The following is a 17,381-nucleotide window of genomic DNA, read 5'->3' as shown; positions in this document are numbered from 1 at the left end:
CCCCAGAATTTCAGCTTCGCAGCGCGTATCGCCGGGGCTGCTTCGCAGCCCTTTCGCGACGCAAGGCCGCTCCCATAGCTCCGCGTACTAGATCAATGCGAGAGGTAGACGGTCAGGGTCTGACCTGGCTTGAGGGCGTGGCCGCTGCGTGGGTTCCAGCGCTTGAGGTGCTGCATTTCCACGTTGAAGCGTTTGGCCACCAGGTACAGCGAGTCGCCCTTGCGCACCTTGTACTGGGTGGAGCGCTTGCCGGATGCCGCTACCCGGTTACCGGCGGCGCTTGGCCCTTTGCCACCGCGCAGGGCCAGCACCTGGCCGGCCCGCAGGCTGTTGCCGGACAAACGGTTCCAGCGCTTGATGTCACTGACCGAGACGCGATTGGCCTTGGCGATCGCGCCCAGGTTGTCGCCGCGTTTGACCCGGTAGCTGCGCGCCGCCACCGGTGCCTTGGCTTCGGCCACGGCGCGGGCGAACACGGCCTTGTTCGGTTGCAGGCTGACCAGTTGCTCGGGCTTGAGGTTGGACAGGCTGTCGCTCAGCAACTGCGCCTTGGCCGTCGGCACCAGCAGTTGTTGCGGGCCGTCCACGGTCATGCGCTTCTTGAAGGCCGGGTTGAGCTGGATCAGCTCGTCCTCGTCGATGTTGGCAAAGGCCGCCACCCGCGACAGGTCCAGGCGATCATTGATGGCGACCGCTTCGAAGTAGGGCTCGTTGGCAATCGGGTTCAGGTTCACGCCATAGGCTTCAGGCGTGAGCACCACCTGCGACAGGGCCAGCAGCTTGGGCACATAGTCGCGGGTTTCCTGAGGCAGCGGCAGGTTCCAGTAGTCGGTTGGCAGGCCGAGCCGTTCGTTGCGCTCAATGGCGCGGCTCACCGTGCCCTCGCCGGCGTTGTAGGCGGCCAGGGCGAGCAGCCAGTCACCGTTGAACATGTCGTGCAGGCGGGTCAGGTAGTCCAGTGCGGCGTTGGTCGACGCGGTGATATCGCGGCGGCCATCGTAGAAATTGGTCTGGCGCAGGTTGAAGTGGCGGCCTGTCGCTGGCATGAACTGCCACATGCCGGCAGCACTGGCGCGTGAATAGGCCATCGGGTTGTAGGCACTTTCGATGGCGGGCAGCAGGGCCAGCTCCAGCGGCATGTCGCGCTCTTCAAGACGCTCGACGATGTAGTGCAGGTAGAGGCTGCCGCGCTCGCCGGCACTTTCGATGAAGGTGGGGTTGCTGGCGAACCACAGGCGCTGCTGCTCGATGCGCGGATTGACGTCGATGCTGTCCTGCAGGGCAAAGCCCTGGCGCATGCGCTCCCAGACATCCTGCGGCGCCTGCTCGGCCGGCTTGACCAGCAGCGGTGCAGGCTTGTGCTTGATCCGCGCCTGATAGTTGTGCGCGCGAACGCTTTCGGATTCGTCAAGCTGACGGGTGCTCTGGCAGCCCACCAGGGTGGCGGCCAGGGCCAGCGCACTGATTTGGGCCAGGCGCGTCAGGGCGACGGAATGAGAGGTTCTGCGGCTACGGGAAGACATCGGCTGAGACAGGTATCCGGGCGAAAAATTTCGGCGATTCTAGAAACCGCTCCGGGCCTGGTCAACCTTTGACCATCGATTGCGATATATCTTGAGGTTATCAGAAGGTGTCCTTCCAAGACCTCAAGGCAGCAAAAACAGTGACCTGCGAGTCGTTTGGATGTCCCTTCCATTCGTCTGCTTTTTGTTTAACTAATGTTTCAGAGGTACGCAGGAAGGGGTTGGTCAGGCGTTCCAGGCCAATCGTTGATGGCAAGGTGATGCGATTGTCGGCGCGTAAACGGGTAACGTCCTCGAACCGCTTTAGAACGTGCTGGTTGGTGGGTTCCACCGCCTTGGCAAAGCGCAGGTTGCTGAGGGTGTATTCGTGGGCGCAGTACACTTCGGTGTGGGCCGGCAGTGCCGCCAGGCGGGCGAGGGCCGGTTGCATCTGTTCGGGTGTACCCTCGAACATGCGCCCGCAGCCGGCGGCGAACAGGGTGTCGCCACTGAACAGAACTGGCGTTGCCAGTTGCTCAGTGAAAAATGCGATGTGCCCGAGGGTGTGGCCAGGCACCGCCAGTACCTGAAACGTCACGCCCAGCACCGTCACCTGGTCGCCTTCGTCCAGGGCCACGTCGCGGCAGGGAATCCGCTCGTTGGCAGGGCCGCACACCCGTGCGTTGGTCAGTTGCCTGAGCCGTTCCACGCCGCCGACATGGTCGTTGTGGTGGTGGGTGATCAGGATGTCGCTGAGTACCCACTCGGGGTTGGCCGACAGCCAGCGTTCCACCGGGCCGGCGTCACCCGGGTCGACCACCGCGCAGCGGCGTTTGGCAGTATCCTGTAACAACCAGATGTAGTTGTCGGAGAAAGCGGGGAGAGCATCGATCTGTATCATGGTGCGGATCCGATTCGCCTAGCGTGGCACATGAAGGCATCTTAGCCGCGATGGCGCGGTGGGAGAACCTTCGAGGGAGAGCGCAATGACCGACCAAGCTTTTGCCCAGGCTGACCCGGACTGGGTCAAGCTGATCAGCCTGGCCCGTGAGTGGTTCAATGGCCCGATCGGCCAACTGATGCTCAAGGAAGAGGAAAAGCTGCTGGAAGAAGAGCTCGGCCGCTTCTTCGGGGGCTACCTTGTGCACTACGGCCCCTGTGCGGAGCCGCCGCCCAGTGCCCCCCAGGTGCAACGCAACGTGCGCCTTGGGGCGCCGCTGCCGGGCGTGGAAATTGCCTGTGAAGAGCAGGCCTGGCCGCTGAGCGAGCACGCCGCCGATGTGGTGGTGCTGCAGCATGGCCTGGATTTCAGCCTGTCGCCCCACGGCTTGCTGCGCGAGGCCGCCAGCGCCGTGCGCCCGGGCGGGCACCTGCTGATCGTCGGGATCAACCCGTGGAGCAGTTGGGGCATGCGCCATTTCTTCAGCCATGGTGCCTTGCGCAAGGCGCGCTGCATCTCGCCGTCGCGGGTAGGCGACTGGCTCAACCTGCTGGGCTTCGCGCTGGAGAAACGCCGCTTCGGGTGCTATCGTCCGCCGCTTGCTTCACCGGCCTGGCAGCAGCGCCTGGCAGGTTGGGAGCGGATGGCCGGCGGCTGGCAGAGCTCCGGTGGCGGGGTGTACCTGCTGGTGGCGCGCAAGATGGTGGTGGGCCTGCGGCCGTTGCGCCCGGAACGCCGCGAGCCGATGGGCAAGTTGCTGCCGCTGCCGCTGGCCAAGGTGAACCGCACGGCGGTCAATCCTGAAACTGACAAGCACTGAATACAAGAGTGGTACATGAGCGATAGCGTCGAAATGTTTACCGATGGTGCCTGCAAAGGCAATCCTGGCCCAGGTGGCTGGGGGGTCTTGATGATCTACAAGGGCGTCGAGAAGGAACTGTGGGGCGGCGAGCGTGAAACCACCAACAACCGCATGGAGCTGATGGCGGCGATCCAGGGCCTGATGTCGCTGAAGCGCGAATGCGAGGTGGTGCTGACCACCGACTCGCAGTACGTGATGAAGGGCATCAACGAATGGATGGTCAACTGGAAGAAGCGCGGCTGGAAGACCGCAGCGAAGGAGCCGGTGAAGAACGCCGACCTGTGGCAGCAGCTCGATGAGCAGGTCAACCGCCACAAGGTGAGCTGGAAGTGGGTACGCGGTCATATCGGCCACCCTGGCAACGAACGCGCCGACCAGCTGGCCAACCGTGGGGTCGATGAGGTGCGCGCCCAGCGTTGAGCTGGGGTACAATCGCGGCCTTTGTAACTGATGCAAGTTGGAGCGCCCCGCGTGGAGCAGCAGCAAGATAAACGGTTCGTCATTCTCGATACCGAAACCACGGGTATGCCGGTCAGCGAAGGCCACCGGATCATCGAGATCGGCTGTGTCGAGGTGCTCGGTCGGCGCCTGACCGGGCGGCACTTCCACGTCTACCTGCAGCCGGACCGCGAGAGTGACGAGGGCGCTATCAACGTCCACGGCATCACCGACACCTTCCTGGTCGGCAAGCCACGGTTTGGTGATGTAGCCGAGGAATTCTTCGAATTCATCCAGGGCGCCACGCTGGTCATCCATAACGCGGCGTTTGACGTTGGCTTCATCAACAACGAATTCGCCTTGTTGGGCCAGCAGCATCGCGCTGACATTTCGCAGCATTGCACCATTCTCGACACCCTGTTGCTGGCGCGCTCGCGCCACCCAGGGCAGCGCAACAGCCTGGATGCGCTGTGCAAACGCTACGACATCGACAACTCTGGCCGTGAGCTGCACGGCGCATTGCTCGACTCGGAACTGCTGGCTGACGTCTACCTGGCGATGACCGGTGGCCAGACCAGCCTGTCACTGGCGGGCCATGGCGCAGACGCCGAGGGTGATGGGCAGGGCGCTGGCGGCAGCGAGATCCGCCGGATTGTCGGGCGTACGCCGGGGCGGGTGATCATGGCCAATGCCGAAGAACTGGAGGCGCATGCCGAGCGGCTGGCCGCTATCGCCAAGTCGGCGGGCGGGCCCTCCATGTGGCAGGCCCTTACCGAGGCAGCGGCTGGCTGATTTTTAGCCTGTACCGGCCTCTTCGCGGGCACGCCCGCTCCCACAGGTACTGCGCAAGGCTTGAGTGCAGTGGGGTTCCCTGTGGGAGCGGGCGTGCCCGCGAAGACGCCGGCCCTGAGAACACAGGTTCAACTACCCTGAAATGGACGCAATGTCCTGAGGAGGTAGCCACCTGATGTACAAGGACCTCAAGTTCCCGATCCTCATCGTCCACCGCGCCATCAAGGCGGACAGCGTTGCCGGCGAGCGCGTGCGGGGCATCGCCGAGGAGCTGCGCCAGGATGGCTTCGCCATTCTCGCCGCCGCCGACCATGCCGAAGCCCGCCTGGTTGCCGCCACCCACCACGGCCTGGCCTGCATGCTGATCGCTGCCGAAGGCGTTGGCGAGAACACCCACCTGCTGCAGAACATGGCCGAGCTGATCCGCCTGGCCCGCCTGCGCGCACCCAGCCTGCCGATTTTCGCCCTGGGTGAACAGGTAACCCTGGAAAACGCCCCGGCCGAGGCCATGAGCGAGCTTAACCAGCTTCGAGGAATCCTCTACCTGTTCGAGGATACCGTGCCGTTTCTCGCCCGCCAGGTGGCGCGCGCCGCACACTCCTACCTCGACGGCCTGCTGCCGCCGTTCTTCAAGGCCCTGGTGCAGCACACTGCGCAATCCAACTATTCCTGGCACACCCCGGGCCATGGCGGCGGCGTGGCCTACCATAAAAGCCCGGTGGGCCAGGCTTTTCACCAGTTCTTCGGGGAAAATACCCTGCGGTCGGACCTGTCTGTTTCCGTGCCGGAACTCGGCTCGTTGCTCGACCACACCGGGCCGCTGGCAGAAGCCGAAGCCAGGGCGGCGCGCAACTTCGGCGCTGACCACACCTTCTTCGTCATCAACGGTACTTCCACCGCCAACAAGATCGTCTGGCACGCCATGGTCGGTCGCGACGACCTGGTGCTGGTGGACCGCAACTGCCACAAGTCGGTAGTACACGCGATCATCATGACCGGCGCCATTCCGCTGTACCTGTGCCCGGAGCGCAACGAACTGGGCATCATCGGCCCGATCCCCCTCAGCGAATTCAGCCCCGAGGCAATCGCGGCGAAGATACTGGCCAACCCCCTTGCCCGCGATCGTGGGCAGCGCATCAAGCTGGCGGTAGTGACCAACTCCACTTATGACGGCCTGTGCTACCACGCCGGGATGATCAAGCAGAGCCTGGGTGCCAGTGTCGAGGTGCTGCATTTCGACGAGGCCTGGTTCGCCTATGCGGCGTTTCATGACTTCTTCACCGGGCGCTATGCCATGGGCACTGCCTGCACGGCAGACAGCCCGCTGGTGTTCAGTACCCATTCCACCCACAAACTGCTGGCCGCCTTCAGCCAGGCCTCGATGATCCATGTGCAGGACGGGGCCAGGCGTCAGCTGGACCGTGACCGCTTCAACGAAGCGTTCATGATGCATATCTCGACCTCGCCGCAGTACAGCATTCTCGCCTCGCTGGACGTGGCCTCGACCATGATGGAAGGGCCGGCCGGGCATTCGCTGCTGCAAGAGATGTTCGACGAGGCGCTGAGTTTTCGTCGTGCCCTGGCCAACCTGCGCGAGCACATTGCTGCGGAGGACTGGTGGTTCAGTATCTGGCAGCCGCCGCGCACCGAAGGTACCCAGCGCCTGGCCGCGCAAGACTGGTTGCTGCAACCGGGGGCGGAGTGGCATGGCTTTGGCGAGGTGGGGGACGACTATGTGCTGCTCGACCCGCTCAAGGTGACCTTGGTGATGCCGGGCCTGAGCGCGGGGGGTGTGCTGGGCGAGCATGGCATCCCGGCGGCGGTGGTCAGCAAGTTTCTCTGGGAGCGGGGGCTGGTGGTGGAGAAAACCGGCCTGTACAGCTTCCTGGTGCTGTTCTCCATGGGCATTACCAAAGGCAAGTGGAGCACTTTGCTTACGGAGTTGCTGGAGTTCAAGCGCCACTATGATGGCAATACAGCCCTGAGCAGTTGCCTGCCGAGTGTGGTGGCAGCCGATGCTTCACGCTACCAGAGGATGGGGCTGCGCGACCTGTGTGAGCAATTGCATGACTGCTACCGCGCCAATGCCACGGCCAAGCAACTGAAGCGGCTGTTCACGCGCTTGCCGGAGGTGGCTGTGAGCCCGGCCCGGGCCTATGACCAGATGGTGCGTGGCGAGGTGGAGGCGGTGCCGATCGAGGCGCTGCTGGGGCGTGTGGCAGCGGTGATGCTGGTGCCGTATCCGCCTGGTATTCCATTGATCATGCCGGGCGAGCGGTTCACCGAGGCGACCCGCTCGATACTCGATTACCTGGCCTTTGCCCGGGCATTCAACCAGGGCTTCCCCGGTTTTGTCGCCGATGTGCATGGCCTGCAGAACGAGAGCGGCCGTTACACCGTGGACTGCATCACGGAATGCGAATGATCTCGACGCCGCTGCGCGCCAGTTCGAAACGGTTTTCACCGAGGTGGTTGACCTTGTCGCCGATGGCCAGGCGGTAGGTGGTGATGGGGGCGCCCAGCGTGCTGCCGTCAAGTTGCAGGGTTGATTCCTGGAACTCGTGCACGGGGTAGATACGGCCTTCGGCGTCACGGGCGTGGAATTGGCCGACCATTACTGCTGCCATTTGGGTGGAAACCTCTGAATTACGTAGAAAATGTCTGAAGGCATAGACCGTGGAACAGCCTCGGAAGTTTTCACCCTGCGGAAAAAAAACCAAAGCGCCGAGGAACGGTCATCTATAACTACAACGTCCCTTTACCCAGCAAAGGTTGGAAATTGCCATGAGCCAGGTGTATTCGGTAGCGGTTGTCGTGGGTAGCTTGCGCAAGGAGTCGTACAACCGCAAGGTCGCCCGCGCACTTTCGGAGCTGGCGCCGTCCAGCCTTGCCCTGAAGATCGTCGAGATTGGCGATTTGCCGTTGTACAACGAGGACGTCGAGGCCGAAGCGCCGCCGGAGGCGTGGAAGCGGTTTCGCGAGGAGATCCGTCGCAGTGATGCGGTGTTGTTCGTCACGCCAGAATACAACCGATCAGTGCCGGGCTGCCTGAAAAATGCCATCGATGTGGGCTCGCGGCCGTACGGGCAAAGTGCCTGGAGTGGCAAGCCGACGGCGGTGGTGAGTGTATCGCCCGGGGCCATTGGCGGCTTTGGCGCCAACCATGCCGTGCGCCAGTCGCTGGTGTTTTTGGACATGCCGTGCATGCAGATGCCCGAAGCCTACATTGGCGGTGCCGCAAGCCTGTTCGACGATTCGGGCAAGCTCAACGACAAGACCCGGCCGTTCTTGCAGGCGTTTGTCGACAAGTTTGCTTCGTGGGTGAAGCTGAACAGGGCGGTTTGACGCGGTCTTTGCAGAAGCAGTGCGCTGCGAAGAGGCCGGCACAGACGCATACTGATGCGTGATCCGTACCGGCCCTTTCGCAGCACAAGGCTGCTCCTGCAGAAACAGTGCGCTGCATGTTCTAGCGGAAGCTGTAGGAAACGCCGGCATAAACGCCAAACCCTTCGCCCGGCGTAGAGCGGGCGTTGTCCTTGCCGGCATCGTTGTAGGTGGGTGTCACCGTGGCCGCATAGCGCTTGTTGGTCAGGTTGCGCAGGTCCAGCCAGGTCTGCCAGTCGTGTTTGGGTGAATTCCAGCCCAGGCGCGCGCCGAGCAAGGCATATTCATCGGCGTGGTAGCTGTTGGCATAGTCCACCTGCACCTTCGACGCCATTTGTGTGTTGACCCCGGCATAGAAGCCACTCGGCCAGTCATAGCGCAGTTCGGCCTGGTAGTAGTGCATGGGGATGCCGGGCAGGCGGTTGTCGCCAAACTTGTCGTCATCACGGTAGTGGAAGTCGCTGAACGTATAGGCCTGGCGCAAGCTCAGCTTGCCGGTGCCGGCGCTTTCCCACAGGGTGCTGTCGAGGCCGGCCTCCACGCCCTGGTGCACGGTAGCGCTGGCGTTGAACTCCGAGGTGAAGTTAGGCACCACCTCCACGGCCAGCAGTTCGTGGCGCACTTGCGAGTAGTACCAGGCAAGGTCCCAGCGGCCAAGCGCCGAGTCGCCACGCGCGCCCAGCTCCAGGGTAGTGGCAGTCTGGTTCTGCATCTCGATCGGCTGGATCTGTTTGCCGGCTGTGCTGGGCGCGCTCCAGATCAGAGACCACGGGTGTGGCGGTTCTACCGAGCGGCTGAGGTTGCCGTACACCTGCAGGTCCGGGCGGATGTCGTAGCGCAGCCCCAAGCGCGGTGCGTAGTCCCAGTCATGCATGCTCACCTTGCCCCCTTCGGCCGGGTAGGTCACGGCACTTTCGCGGCGGGTGTAGATCATCGCAAGACCCGTGGTTAGCCACAGGTCCGGGACCAGTTCCAGGTCGTTGCCGACATGCAGCACGGTGTCCGAGCCCTGGTAGGTGAAGTCACGGGTGCGCGCGCCGAATACATCGCCATCGCGTGTAAATTGTGAAGCGCCACTGTTGGGCAGGTGCTTGGTGGTGCGCCAGCCGATGGTGGTCTTGCTTTCGTGACCGAGCAGCGTGTCGCGGCGGAAATAGTTCAGCGTGCCGCTGACATCGGTATAGGCCACCTTCAGGCGCATCGGACCTTCACGCAGGTCCATGGGGTAGTCGTGATAGACCAGGCCGGCTTCCAGGCGCGCATCGTCGTCGAGGTAGAAGGTGGTCTTGTTGCCCACCCAGGTGCTGCCTGGTTGCGGGCGGCTGTCGTCGCGGGCCAGGTAAGCCGGGTTGGCCGCACGCGGGTGGTGCTTGATCTGGTCTTTGGTCAGGCGCCCGGCCAGTTCGTTTTCGGTCTCCCGGTAGCGCAGGTAGAAGCGGGTTTCCAGGTTCGGGTTGAAGCGGTAGCCGACATTGGCAGCAATGCCCTTGGCACTGCCGCTGCTGTGCGCCTGATACCCGTCATATTCCGAGTCGGTCAGGGCCACGTAGTAGTCGAGATTGTCCAGCACTTGCCCCGAGCTGATGTGCCGGTGCTGGTAACCGCGGCTGCCGACCTCGTAGCGCACCTGCAGCGGCGCGGCGTCGTAGCCGGTGTGGGTGACGTAGTTGATCGCGCCGCCCAGCGCCAGGGCACCCTGGTCGAAACCATTGGCGCCACGCAGCACTTCGGCACGGCTCAGCCACAGCGGCTCGAACAACTCGTAGGGTGTACCGCCCGGGCCCGTCAGTGGCAGGCCGTCGAACATCGTGTACACCCCGGAGCCGTGGGCCCCCGGCGCGCGGTTGATGCCCGAGCCGCGGATCGACAGTTTGATGCCATCGTTGCCCGCCGATTGGGCGAATACGCCGGGTTGGTAGGCCAGCACGTCCTGGTTGCTGGCCACTCGGCCTTGCCCCACGCTTTGCATGTCCACCAGGTTGCTGGCGCCTTGCACCTCCCGCAGGCGTTCGCTGGCAGCTGTCAGGTCGTTCTGCTCCTCATCGGTGATCAGCACCTGGCCCAATTCGACCGAGGATGCTGCCAGGGCGGGCTGGGCGGCAACAAAGGCAGCCAGCAGGCCAAGGCAGGACGATGGGGAAAAAACGGAACGCATTGTACGACTCCAGGCGAAAGACGAATGGACAACGGCGTTGAGACGAGCGAAATGCCGCTTGGAGCACGAAGAAACTCAGCAAATCTTGCACTGCTTTCGTCAGACGCTTTTGTACGAAAGTTCTTTACAAGCCGCACCGGTGGAGCGAGGCGGCATGGGCTTCGTAAGGTGGTTGCAGACCGGCAGCGATGCCTCGCTCAATCACCCGTGGAGTACCAGCATGACTGACAACGCACTACACCCACAGCAACCCCCGGCGCACGCCCCGGTTCGCCTGACGCCACGTGAACGGCAAGTGCTGTTGTGGTGTGCCTACGGCAAGAGCTCGTGGGAGATCGGCCGGATCCTTGAATGCAAGGAGTCGACGGTGAACTTCCACGTGTCCAACATCCTGCGCAAGTTCGATGTGCCTACCCGGGTGGCGGCAGTGATCAAGGCCATTCGCTACGGCATGCTGGCCGAGCAATGAGGGGGTAAGGTATGAGCTACGACCCTAGGTTACCGCGTTATGCCGACAGCCATGACCCGTTCTGGCCACGGGTGGACCTTGGCAGGCTGCGTGAGCGCCTGAACCTGACATGGCCCGTCAGCGAGGCCGCCCTGGAAGTCGCCGCACGTTGTGCCGCCATCGATGCAGCGCGGGAATTTGCGCGCTGGCGCGCGGTGTTGCGAGAGCGGGGCTACAAGCGCCTGGAGGATGTGGCCGGGCATGACCAAGGGCGCGCTTTGCGGGTGTGCTACGTCCGCTTTGTCGAGGCCGCAGTCATGTACAGCCTGGGCGCAAGCTCATGTTTGAGCAATGTGCGTCGGAGGGCTGCTCATGCCTGAGGCATCTGTTATCGACCGCTTGGCCCTGGGGCTGATTGAACTGCTGAGCGTGGATGGCAGTGTGTTGTTTGCCGCGCTGCTGGGGGCTTTGCTGGTGGGCGCGGCGCGCGACCGCTTGATCACCAGTGCGACCAGTCGCCTGACGCTGGGCAAGAAGCTGTTGCTGGTGTTCGTGACCGTGGGTGTGGGACACCTGTTCGAGCCGCTGGTTTCGTCATTGGCGCCCTTGTTGACCCGTGGCATGGCGGCATTCGTTGCTGCCGTGGTGGTGATCCCCATCAGCCTAAAGGTCATGGTCTGGCTGGATACGCTCGATCCGCGCGAACTCATGCAGCGCTGGCGGCGCCGAGGTTAGCCGCTGGCGGCTTTGGGCAAGTGACTGGTCAGTTCGCTCAATTGCTGTTCCAGCTGCTGGATGCGTTGCTTGTCCTTGATGAGCAGCAGGATGGCCTGGCGGTCACCTGGCGCCAACGTGCGCAGCCGGTCGAGCATGTCGAACTCCCAGGCTGCCTCACTTTGGCATACCGGGCGTTGGCCCCCTTCGCCCAACAGCAACCAGTCCAGCGAGCACGCGTGCTGTTTGGCTAGATCTACGCAAAGTGAGTATGGGACGCTGTCGCGAACTTTCCAGCTGCTCAGCGTCTGCGGGCTGACCGACAACGCACGAGACAGCTCGGCATCAGTCTTGGCGCCAGTAAGAAGCTTAAGGCGCGTGAGCACCTCAGCAAGTACGTGAGTACTCATAACAAATATCCATGACTGGTTTAATGATATTCCATGGGCTTAAACTACTCGTTATGAATACAGCCCTGCGTTTTAAGGAGCACTTCTGCAATGAGAACCATCAAATTGAAGAATACACCCACAGTTGCAGCCAATACTGACACACAGGTTGGCCTGGGCAATGCTAGCAGGTACTTGCCGTGAGTACTTACAAGCTGGTTTGCCCGCATTGCCATAGCCGGATGCGCATACGCACTAGCGAAGGGCGCCATATTTTCTTGCGTATCGCTTATTTGCAATGCACCACTGAAGCGTGCGGCTGGTCAGTACGCGCCGAATTCGAAATGACCCATGAACTATCCCCCAGCGGGATGCCCAATCCGGAAGTGTACCTGCCTTCGGCCAATGGCGATTTGCGCAAGGCCGCCCTGCCTGGGGCAGGCCAGCCGGGGTGAGTGAGGCTTCATAGGGGGCAGGCAAATAAATGCGCCGATAAAAAAACACCCCGCATACGCGGGGTGTTTTGTATTGCCGAGGCGATCGCCGATCAGCCGATCAGTTGCAGGCCGGCTTGCTGAACCAGTTCCAGCAGCGGCTGCGGGTAGACACCGAGCACGAAGGCAACAATGGCGATGGCCAGCAGCATGACGCCACCGGTGCGCTGTTCCCACTTCAGCGGGGCGTCGTGGCGACGCAGGTTAGGCTCGACCAGGTACAGGGTGACCATGACGCGCAGGTAGTAGTAAACGCCGATAGCGCTACCGATCACCAGGGCACCGACCAGCCACCACAGGTGCGACTCGACGCCGGTGGCGATGATGTAGAACTTGCCGATGAAGCCAGCGGTCAGCGGGATACCCGCCAGCGACAGCATCATCACGGTGAGTACCGCGGTCAGGTACGGACGGCGCCAGAACAGGCCGCGGTACTCGTACAGGGCATCGGCGTCACGCCCGCCATAAGGCGAGGACATCAGGGTAATGACACCGAAGGCACCCAGGCTGGTGATCACGTAGGTGACCAGGTACACGCCCATGGCTTCCAGGGCCAGGCCCTTGCTGGCAACCAGGGCAATGACCAGGTAGCCGAAGTGGGCGATGGACGAGTAACCCAGCAGGCGCTTGAGGTTGCTCTGGGTCAGCGCCAGCAGGTTACCGACCAGGATCGAGGCCACGGCAATCACCGCCAGTACGGTGCTCAGCACGCCGCTGCTGGCAGCAGGGGAGAGCATGAACAGGCGCACGACAACGGCGAATACTGCAACCTTGCTGGCGGTTGCCAGGAACGCGGCGACCGGCGCCGGGGCGCCTTCGTATACGTCCGGGGTCCACAGGTGGAACGGTACCAGCGACAGCTTGAAGGCCAGGCCGACCAGCATCATGCCCAGGCCCAGCTGGGCCACCAGGCTTGGCATGCTGGTGGTTGCCAGGGCTTTGCCGATCTGGTCGAAGCTCAGGCTACCGGCATCCGCGTACAGCAGGGCCATGCCGAACAGCAGGAAAGCCGAGCCGGCGGCCGACAGCACCATGTACTTGATGCCGGCTTCCAGTGATCGCTTGTTGAAGAAGGCGTATGCCACCAGGCCGTAGACCGGTACCGACAGCAGCTCCAGGCCGATGAACAGCCCGGCCAGGTGGTTGGCGCTGACCAGCACCAGGCCACCGAGGGCCGACATCAGCAGCAGCAGGTACAGTTCTTCACGGTTGCCCGGGAAGCCCTTGGAGCCTTCGCCGAGGTAGGCGTGGGCCAATGTCACGCACGCCAGCGTCGCCACCAGGATGATCGCCATGTACAGGCAGGCGAACTTGTCGATGGTGATCAACGGGGTGACCGCCAGCGGCGCTACTTTCAGCGCCGGCAGGATCGACAGCAGGGCCAGGTTCAGGCCCACGGTGGACAGCAGGAAGGTCTGCGAGTGGTTGCGCTTCCAGGCGATCGCCAGCATCACCACCACCGTGGTGATGGTGGTGATCAGCATCGGCGCCAATGCGATGAAGTGTTGAGTGGTGAATTCCATAGCGCTCTTACCGGGCCGAAGCGAGTTGAGTGAAAGCGGAACCGAGCCACTGCTGCACACCACTCATGGTGGCGGCAGAGGTGTCGAGGAACGGCTGCGGGTACACGCCCAGCAGGATCAGCAGTACCGCCAGGCCCAGCACCATGATCAGTTCGCGACCGTCCATGCCGGCCAGCACGGTATCGGCCTTGGCCGGGCCGAAGTAGGCGCGGTGGATCATGATCAGCGAGTAGACCGAACCGAATACCAGGCCGGTGGTGGCGATCACGGTGATCCATGGTACGTGCGCGAAGCTGCCGATCAGGATCAGGAACTCGCCGACGAAGTTGCCGGTACCCGGCAGCCCCAGCGATGCTGCGGCGAAGAACAGGCTGATCGCTGGCAGGTAGGCGATGCGGTGCCACAGGCCGCCCATCTGACGCATGTCACGGGTGTGCAGGCGCTCGTACAGCTGGCCGGACAGGATGAACAGTGCCGCAGCCGACAGGCCGTGGGCCAGCATCTGGATCACCGCGCCTTGCAGGGCCTGCTGGCTGCCGGAGTAGATACCGATCAGCACGAAGCCCATGTGCGAGACGCTGGAGAAGGCGATCAGGCGCTTGATGTCGGTTTGCGCAAAGGCCAGGAAGGCACCGTAGAAGATACCGATCAGGCCCAGGGTCATGGCGATGGGCGCGAACTCGGCCGAGGCGTTCGGGAACAGCGGCAAGGCGAAGCGCAGCAGGCCGTAGGCCGCGGTCTTCAACAAGATACCGGCCAGGTCGACGGAGCCTGCGGTCGGTGCCTGGGCGTGCGCATCAGGCAGCCAGGAGTGGAACGGTACTACCGGCAGCTTCACCGCAAAGGCGATGAAGAAGCCCAGCATCAGCACGTACTCGACACCGGCTGGCAGCTCGGCCTTGAGCAGGTCGCTGTAGTTGAAGGTGAGCACGCCGGTGGTGTTGTAGTTGACCAGCACCAGGCCCAGGATCGCCACCAGCATGATCAGGCCGCTGGCCTGGGTGAAGATGAAGAACTTGGTCGCCGCGTAGATCCGGGTCTTCTTGCCGTCTGCCGAGCTATGACCCCAGAGCGCGATGAGGAAGTACATCGGCACCAGCATCATTTCCCAGAAGAAGAAGAACAGGAACAGGTCCAGGGCCAGGAACACACCGACCACGCCGCCGAGGATCCACATCAGGTTGAGGTGGAAGAAGCCGACGTGGCGCTGGATCTCTTTCCAGGAGCACAGTACCGACAGCACACCGAGCAGGCCGGTGAGCAGGATCATCAGCAGCGACAGGCCGTCGAGGGCCAGGTGGATGCTGATGCCGAACCGCTGGATCCACTGGAGTTTGTATTCCAGGGCCCAGGCAGGCTCGGCGCCCGGAGCGGGGGCGAGGGTGTAGTCGCCGGTCGCCCACAGCCACAGGCCGATGCCGAGCAGCAGGGACATGGTCAGCAGCGCGATCCAGCGCGGCAAGGTGGCGCCGAAGCGCTCACCCAGCCAGCACAGGAAGCCGCCGATGAAGGGGATCAGGATCAGCCAAGGCAAAATCATGACGGGTTGGTTTCCTTTGGCAAAGTCGCAAGATTCATTGTCATACCGCAGCCACTAGCACGGCACCGAGCACCAGCACGGCACCCACGGCGATAGAGGCGGTGTACCAGCGCAGTTGGCCAGTCTCGGTCTTGCTCATGGCGACATGACCGCCACGCGCCATCCGCGGAATCAGGCCGATACTGCGGTCTACCGGGTCCTTGCGCAGGATGTGGCAGATCAGCAGGTACGGTTTGACGAAAAGCTTGTCGTAGATCCAGTCGAAGCCCCACGCGGCGAACCACCAGGCCGACAGGGCGCGACCGATGCCGCTGTTGGCGACGGCGCTGACGAAGCTGCGCTTGCCCAGGAACAGCAGGGCCGACAGCAGGATACCGGCGATGGCGATGGCACCCGAGGTGATCTCCAGCGCATGCTTGGCTTCGCCACCGGCGTGGCCGGCGCTTTCAGGCAGCACGCCTGCCAGCGGCGGGGTGATCCAGGCACCCACGAAGGTCGACAACACGATCAGCACGCCCAGCGGTAGCCAGTGGCTGATGCCGTGGCCCGCGTGAGCTTCGGTCTTGGCTTCGCCGTGGAAGGCGATGAAGATCAGGCGGAAGGTGTACAGCGAGGTCATGAACGCACCAACCAGGCCGGCGTACAGCAGGCCGGTGTTGCCGCTGGCGAAGGCTTCCCAGAGGATCTCGTCCTTGGAGTAGAAACCCACGGTCACGATCGGCAGGGCGGCCAGGGCAGCACCACCGACCACGAAGCTGGCGTAGGCCAGTGGCAGTTTCTTCCACAGGCCGCCCATCTTGAAGATGTTCTGCTCGTGGTGGCAGGCAACGATCACTGCACCGGAGGCAAGGAACAGCAGGGCCTTGAAGAAGGCGTGGGTCATCAGGTGGAAGATCGCCGCATCCCAGGCGCCAACGCCCAGGGCCAGGAACATGTAGCCGATCTGGCTCATGGTCGAGTAGGCGAGGATACGCTTGATGTCGGTCTGTACCAGCGCGGCGAAGCCGGCCAGTACCAGGGTCACGCCACCGACCACACCTACAAGGTGCAGGATGTCCGGCGCCAGCAGGAACAGGCCGTTGGTACGGGCGATCAGGTACACGCCCGCGGTCACCATGGTTGCAGCGTGGATCAGTGCCGAAACCGGGGTCGGGCCAGCCATCGCGTCGGCCAGCCAGGTCTGCAGTGGCAGCTGGGCCGATTTACCGACCGCACCGCCCAGCAGCATCAGCGTTGCCAGCACCATCCAGGTGTCGCCAGCCTGGAATTTCTGCGGTGCCAGCACCAGCAGTTCCTGCACGTTCAGGGTACCCAGCTGGGCAAACAGGATGAACAGGCCGATGGCCAGGAACACGTCGCCGATACGGGTGACGATGAACGCCTTGAGTGCCGCGTTACCGTTGTTGCGGTTGCTGTAGTAGAAACCGATCAGCAGGTACGAGCACAGGCCTACACCTTCCCAGCCGAAGTAGATGAACAGCAGGTTATCGCCGAGGATCAGGAACAGCATGCTGGCGATGAACAGGTTGGTGTACGAGAAGAAGCGCGAGTAGCCGGCTTCGCCACGCATGTACCAGGACGCGAACAGGTGGATCAGGAAGCCGACACCGGTAACCACGCCGAGCATGGTGACCGACAGGCCGTCGAGGTACAGGGTGAAGTTCGGCGCAAAGCCGTCCACCGACATCCACTGCCACAGCAGTTGGCTGTACGCGCCGCCTTCAGGTGGCGCGACATTGAACTGCCAGATGACATAGGCGGCGGTAGCAGCCGACAGGCCCACCGAGCCGACGCCGATCAGGGCGGACAGGTTCTCCGAGAACCGCCCGCGCGAGAACGACAGCAGCAGGAAGCCGACGAGGGGGAAGACGAAAGTCAGGAAGAGAAGGTTCATCCGCGCATCTCACTGGCAGCATCGATGTCGAGAGTGTGGAAGCGGCGATACAGCTGCAGCAGGATGGCCAGGCCAATACTGGCCTCGGCGGCTGCCAGGCTGATCACCAGAATGAACATCACCTGGCCGTCGGGCTGGACCCAACGGGCCCCGGCGACGACGAACGCCAGGGCAGAGGCGTTCATCATGACTTCCAGGCTCATGAGTACGAAGAGGATGTTGCGGCGGACCATCAGGCCAACCAGACCTAAGCAGAACAGGATACCGGCGACCGCCAGGCCATGCTCGAGAGGGATAGCACCCATG

Annotated in this window: 18 protein-coding genes; 9 read left to right on the top strand and 9 right to left on the bottom strand. The window is 62.9% G+C overall.

All coding sequences use genetic code 11. The features are described from left to right. Window positions 1-92 precede the first annotated feature (92 nt). Window positions 93-1,523 carry a lytic transglycosylase domain-containing protein gene (locus E8E78_RS26125; protein WP_049276682.1) on the bottom strand — a complete coding sequence of 477 codons (1,431 nt, stop codon included), beginning with the start codon at window positions 1,521-1,523 and terminating at the stop codon, window positions 93-95. A gap of 100 nt (window positions 1,524-1,623) precedes the next feature. Further along, window positions 1,624-2,403, bottom strand: coding sequence for a hydroxyacylglutathione hydrolase (gene gloB, locus E8E78_RS26120; RefSeq protein WP_049276683.1), 780 nt, complete (start codon window positions 2,401-2,403; stop codon window positions 1,624-1,626). 85 nt (window positions 2,404-2,488) lie between these two features. Between gloB and E8E78_RS26115 the strand changes: the two genes are divergently transcribed. The 4 genes from E8E78_RS26115 to E8E78_RS26100 all read left to right on the top strand — a co-directional run bounded on the left by E8E78_RS26115 (window position 2,489) and on the right by E8E78_RS26100 (window position 6,959). Then, window positions 2,489-3,262 (top strand): methyltransferase domain-containing protein, encoded by a 774-nt coding sequence (locus E8E78_RS26115; protein ID WP_016498735.1) that lies wholly within the window; start codon window positions 2,489-2,491, stop codon window positions 3,260-3,262. 15 nt (window positions 3,263-3,277) lie between these two features. After that, window positions 3,278-3,724 (top strand): ribonuclease HI, encoded by a 447-nt coding sequence (gene rnhA / locus E8E78_RS26110; RefSeq protein ID WP_016498736.1) that lies wholly within the window; start codon window positions 3,278-3,280, stop codon window positions 3,722-3,724. 51 nt (window positions 3,725-3,775) lie between these two features. Then, entirely contained in the window at window positions 3,776-4,534 is a 759-nt protein-coding gene (gene dnaQ / locus E8E78_RS26105) for a DNA polymerase III subunit epsilon (protein WP_049276684.1), read from the top strand. A gap of 175 nt (window positions 4,535-4,709) precedes the next feature. Beyond that, window positions 4,710-6,959 carry an Orn/Lys/Arg decarboxylase N-terminal domain-containing protein gene (locus tag E8E78_RS26100; RefSeq protein WP_049276685.1) on the top strand — a complete coding sequence of 750 codons (2,250 nt, stop codon included), beginning with the start codon at window positions 4,710-4,712 and terminating at the stop codon, window positions 6,957-6,959. On the opposite strand, the gene E8E78_RS26095 is transcribed toward E8E78_RS26100, so the two are convergent. Further along, window positions 6,943-7,161: a hypothetical protein gene (locus E8E78_RS26095; RefSeq protein WP_016488235.1), complete on the bottom strand. Its 219-nt coding sequence runs from the start codon at window positions 7,159-7,161 to the stop codon at window positions 6,943-6,945. The genes E8E78_RS26100 and E8E78_RS26095 overlap by 17 nt on opposite strands. Window positions 7,162-7,318: 157 nt before the next feature. Between E8E78_RS26095 and chrR the strand changes: the two genes are divergently transcribed. Then, window positions 7,319-7,879, top strand: coding sequence for a class I chromate reductase ChrR (chrR, locus tag E8E78_RS26090; protein ID WP_016498740.1), 561 nt, complete (start codon window positions 7,319-7,321; stop codon window positions 7,877-7,879). A gap of 121 nt (window positions 7,880-8,000) precedes the next feature. Here the strand turns inward: chrR and E8E78_RS26085 are convergent, their stop codons facing one another. Beyond that, on the bottom strand, window positions 8,001-10,073 hold the full coding sequence (locus E8E78_RS26085) for a TonB-dependent receptor (protein WP_049276686.1): 2,073 nt from the start codon (window positions 10,071-10,073) through the stop codon (window positions 8,001-8,003). Between the two features lie 220 nt (window positions 10,074-10,293). On the opposite strand from E8E78_RS26085, the gene E8E78_RS26080 reads away from it, so the two are divergent. The 3 genes from E8E78_RS26080 to E8E78_RS26070 are packed head-to-tail and all read left to right on the top strand — an operon-like array spanning window position 10,294 to window position 11,256. After that, window positions 10,294-10,542, top strand: coding sequence for a helix-turn-helix domain-containing protein (locus E8E78_RS26080; protein WP_041167982.1), 249 nt, complete (start codon window positions 10,294-10,296; stop codon window positions 10,540-10,542). An 11-nt stretch (window positions 10,543-10,553) separates the two neighbouring features. Further along, on the top strand, window positions 10,554-10,901 hold the full coding sequence (locus tag E8E78_RS26075; protein WP_049276687.1) for a head completion/stabilization protein: 348 nt from the start codon (window positions 10,554-10,556) through the stop codon (window positions 10,899-10,901). Beyond that, window positions 10,894-11,256 (top strand): hypothetical protein, encoded by a 363-nt coding sequence (locus tag E8E78_RS26070; RefSeq protein ID WP_016498744.1) that lies wholly within the window; start codon window positions 10,894-10,896, stop codon window positions 11,254-11,256. The genes E8E78_RS26075 and E8E78_RS26070 overlap by 8 nt, the downstream gene beginning before the upstream one ends. Here the strand turns inward: E8E78_RS26070 and E8E78_RS26065 are convergent. Continuing rightward, window positions 11,253-11,645, bottom strand: a complete 393-nt coding sequence (locus tag E8E78_RS26065; protein WP_049276688.1) for a helix-turn-helix domain-containing protein — start codon at window positions 11,643-11,645, stop codon at window positions 11,253-11,255. The two genes, E8E78_RS26070 and E8E78_RS26065, sit on opposite strands and share 4 nt — an antisense overlap. A 179-nt stretch (window positions 11,646-11,824) precedes the next feature. Between E8E78_RS26065 and E8E78_RS26060 the strand changes: the two genes are divergently transcribed. Then, complete coding sequence (locus tag E8E78_RS26060; RefSeq protein ID WP_049276689.1) at window positions 11,825-12,079, top strand: ogr/Delta-like zinc finger family protein; 255 nt, start codon at window positions 11,825-11,827, stop codon at window positions 12,077-12,079. Window positions 12,080-12,171: 92 nt separating this feature from the next. Here E8E78_RS26060 and nuoN read toward each other — a convergent pair whose 3' ends face one another. From nuoN to nuoK, 4 genes are read right to left on the bottom strand one after another with little or no spacing between them, the layout of a single operon-like run. Then, entirely contained in the window at window positions 12,172-13,641 is a 1,470-nt protein-coding gene (gene nuoN, locus E8E78_RS26055; RefSeq protein ID WP_016498747.1) for an NADH-quinone oxidoreductase subunit NuoN, read from the bottom strand. 7 nt (window positions 13,642-13,648) lie between these two features. After that, window positions 13,649-15,181 (bottom strand): NADH-quinone oxidoreductase subunit M, encoded by a 1,533-nt coding sequence (nuoM, locus tag E8E78_RS26050; RefSeq protein ID WP_016498748.1) that lies wholly within the window; start codon window positions 15,179-15,181, stop codon window positions 13,649-13,651. A gap of 40 nt (window positions 15,182-15,221) precedes the next feature. After that, window positions 15,222-17,075 (bottom strand): NADH-quinone oxidoreductase subunit L, encoded by a 1,854-nt coding sequence (gene nuoL, locus E8E78_RS26045; protein WP_016498749.1) that lies wholly within the window; start codon window positions 17,073-17,075, stop codon window positions 15,222-15,224. Next, window positions 17,072-17,380: an NADH-quinone oxidoreductase subunit NuoK gene (nuoK, locus tag E8E78_RS26040; protein ID WP_003251446.1), complete on the bottom strand. Its 309-nt coding sequence runs from the start codon at window positions 17,378-17,380 to the stop codon at window positions 17,072-17,074. Before nuoK ends, nuoL begins: the two co-directional genes overlap by 4 nt. Window position 17,381: the final 1 nt, after the last annotated feature.

The sequence above is a fragment of the Pseudomonas sp. BN505 genome (assembly GCF_029873175.1).
GTDB classification, from domain to species: domain Bacteria; phylum Pseudomonadota; class Gammaproteobacteria; order Pseudomonadales; family Pseudomonadaceae; genus Aquipseudomonas; species Aquipseudomonas putida.
The sequence above is the reverse complement of the archived record's forward strand: the minus strand, read 5'-3'. Positions and strand labels throughout refer to the sequence as shown.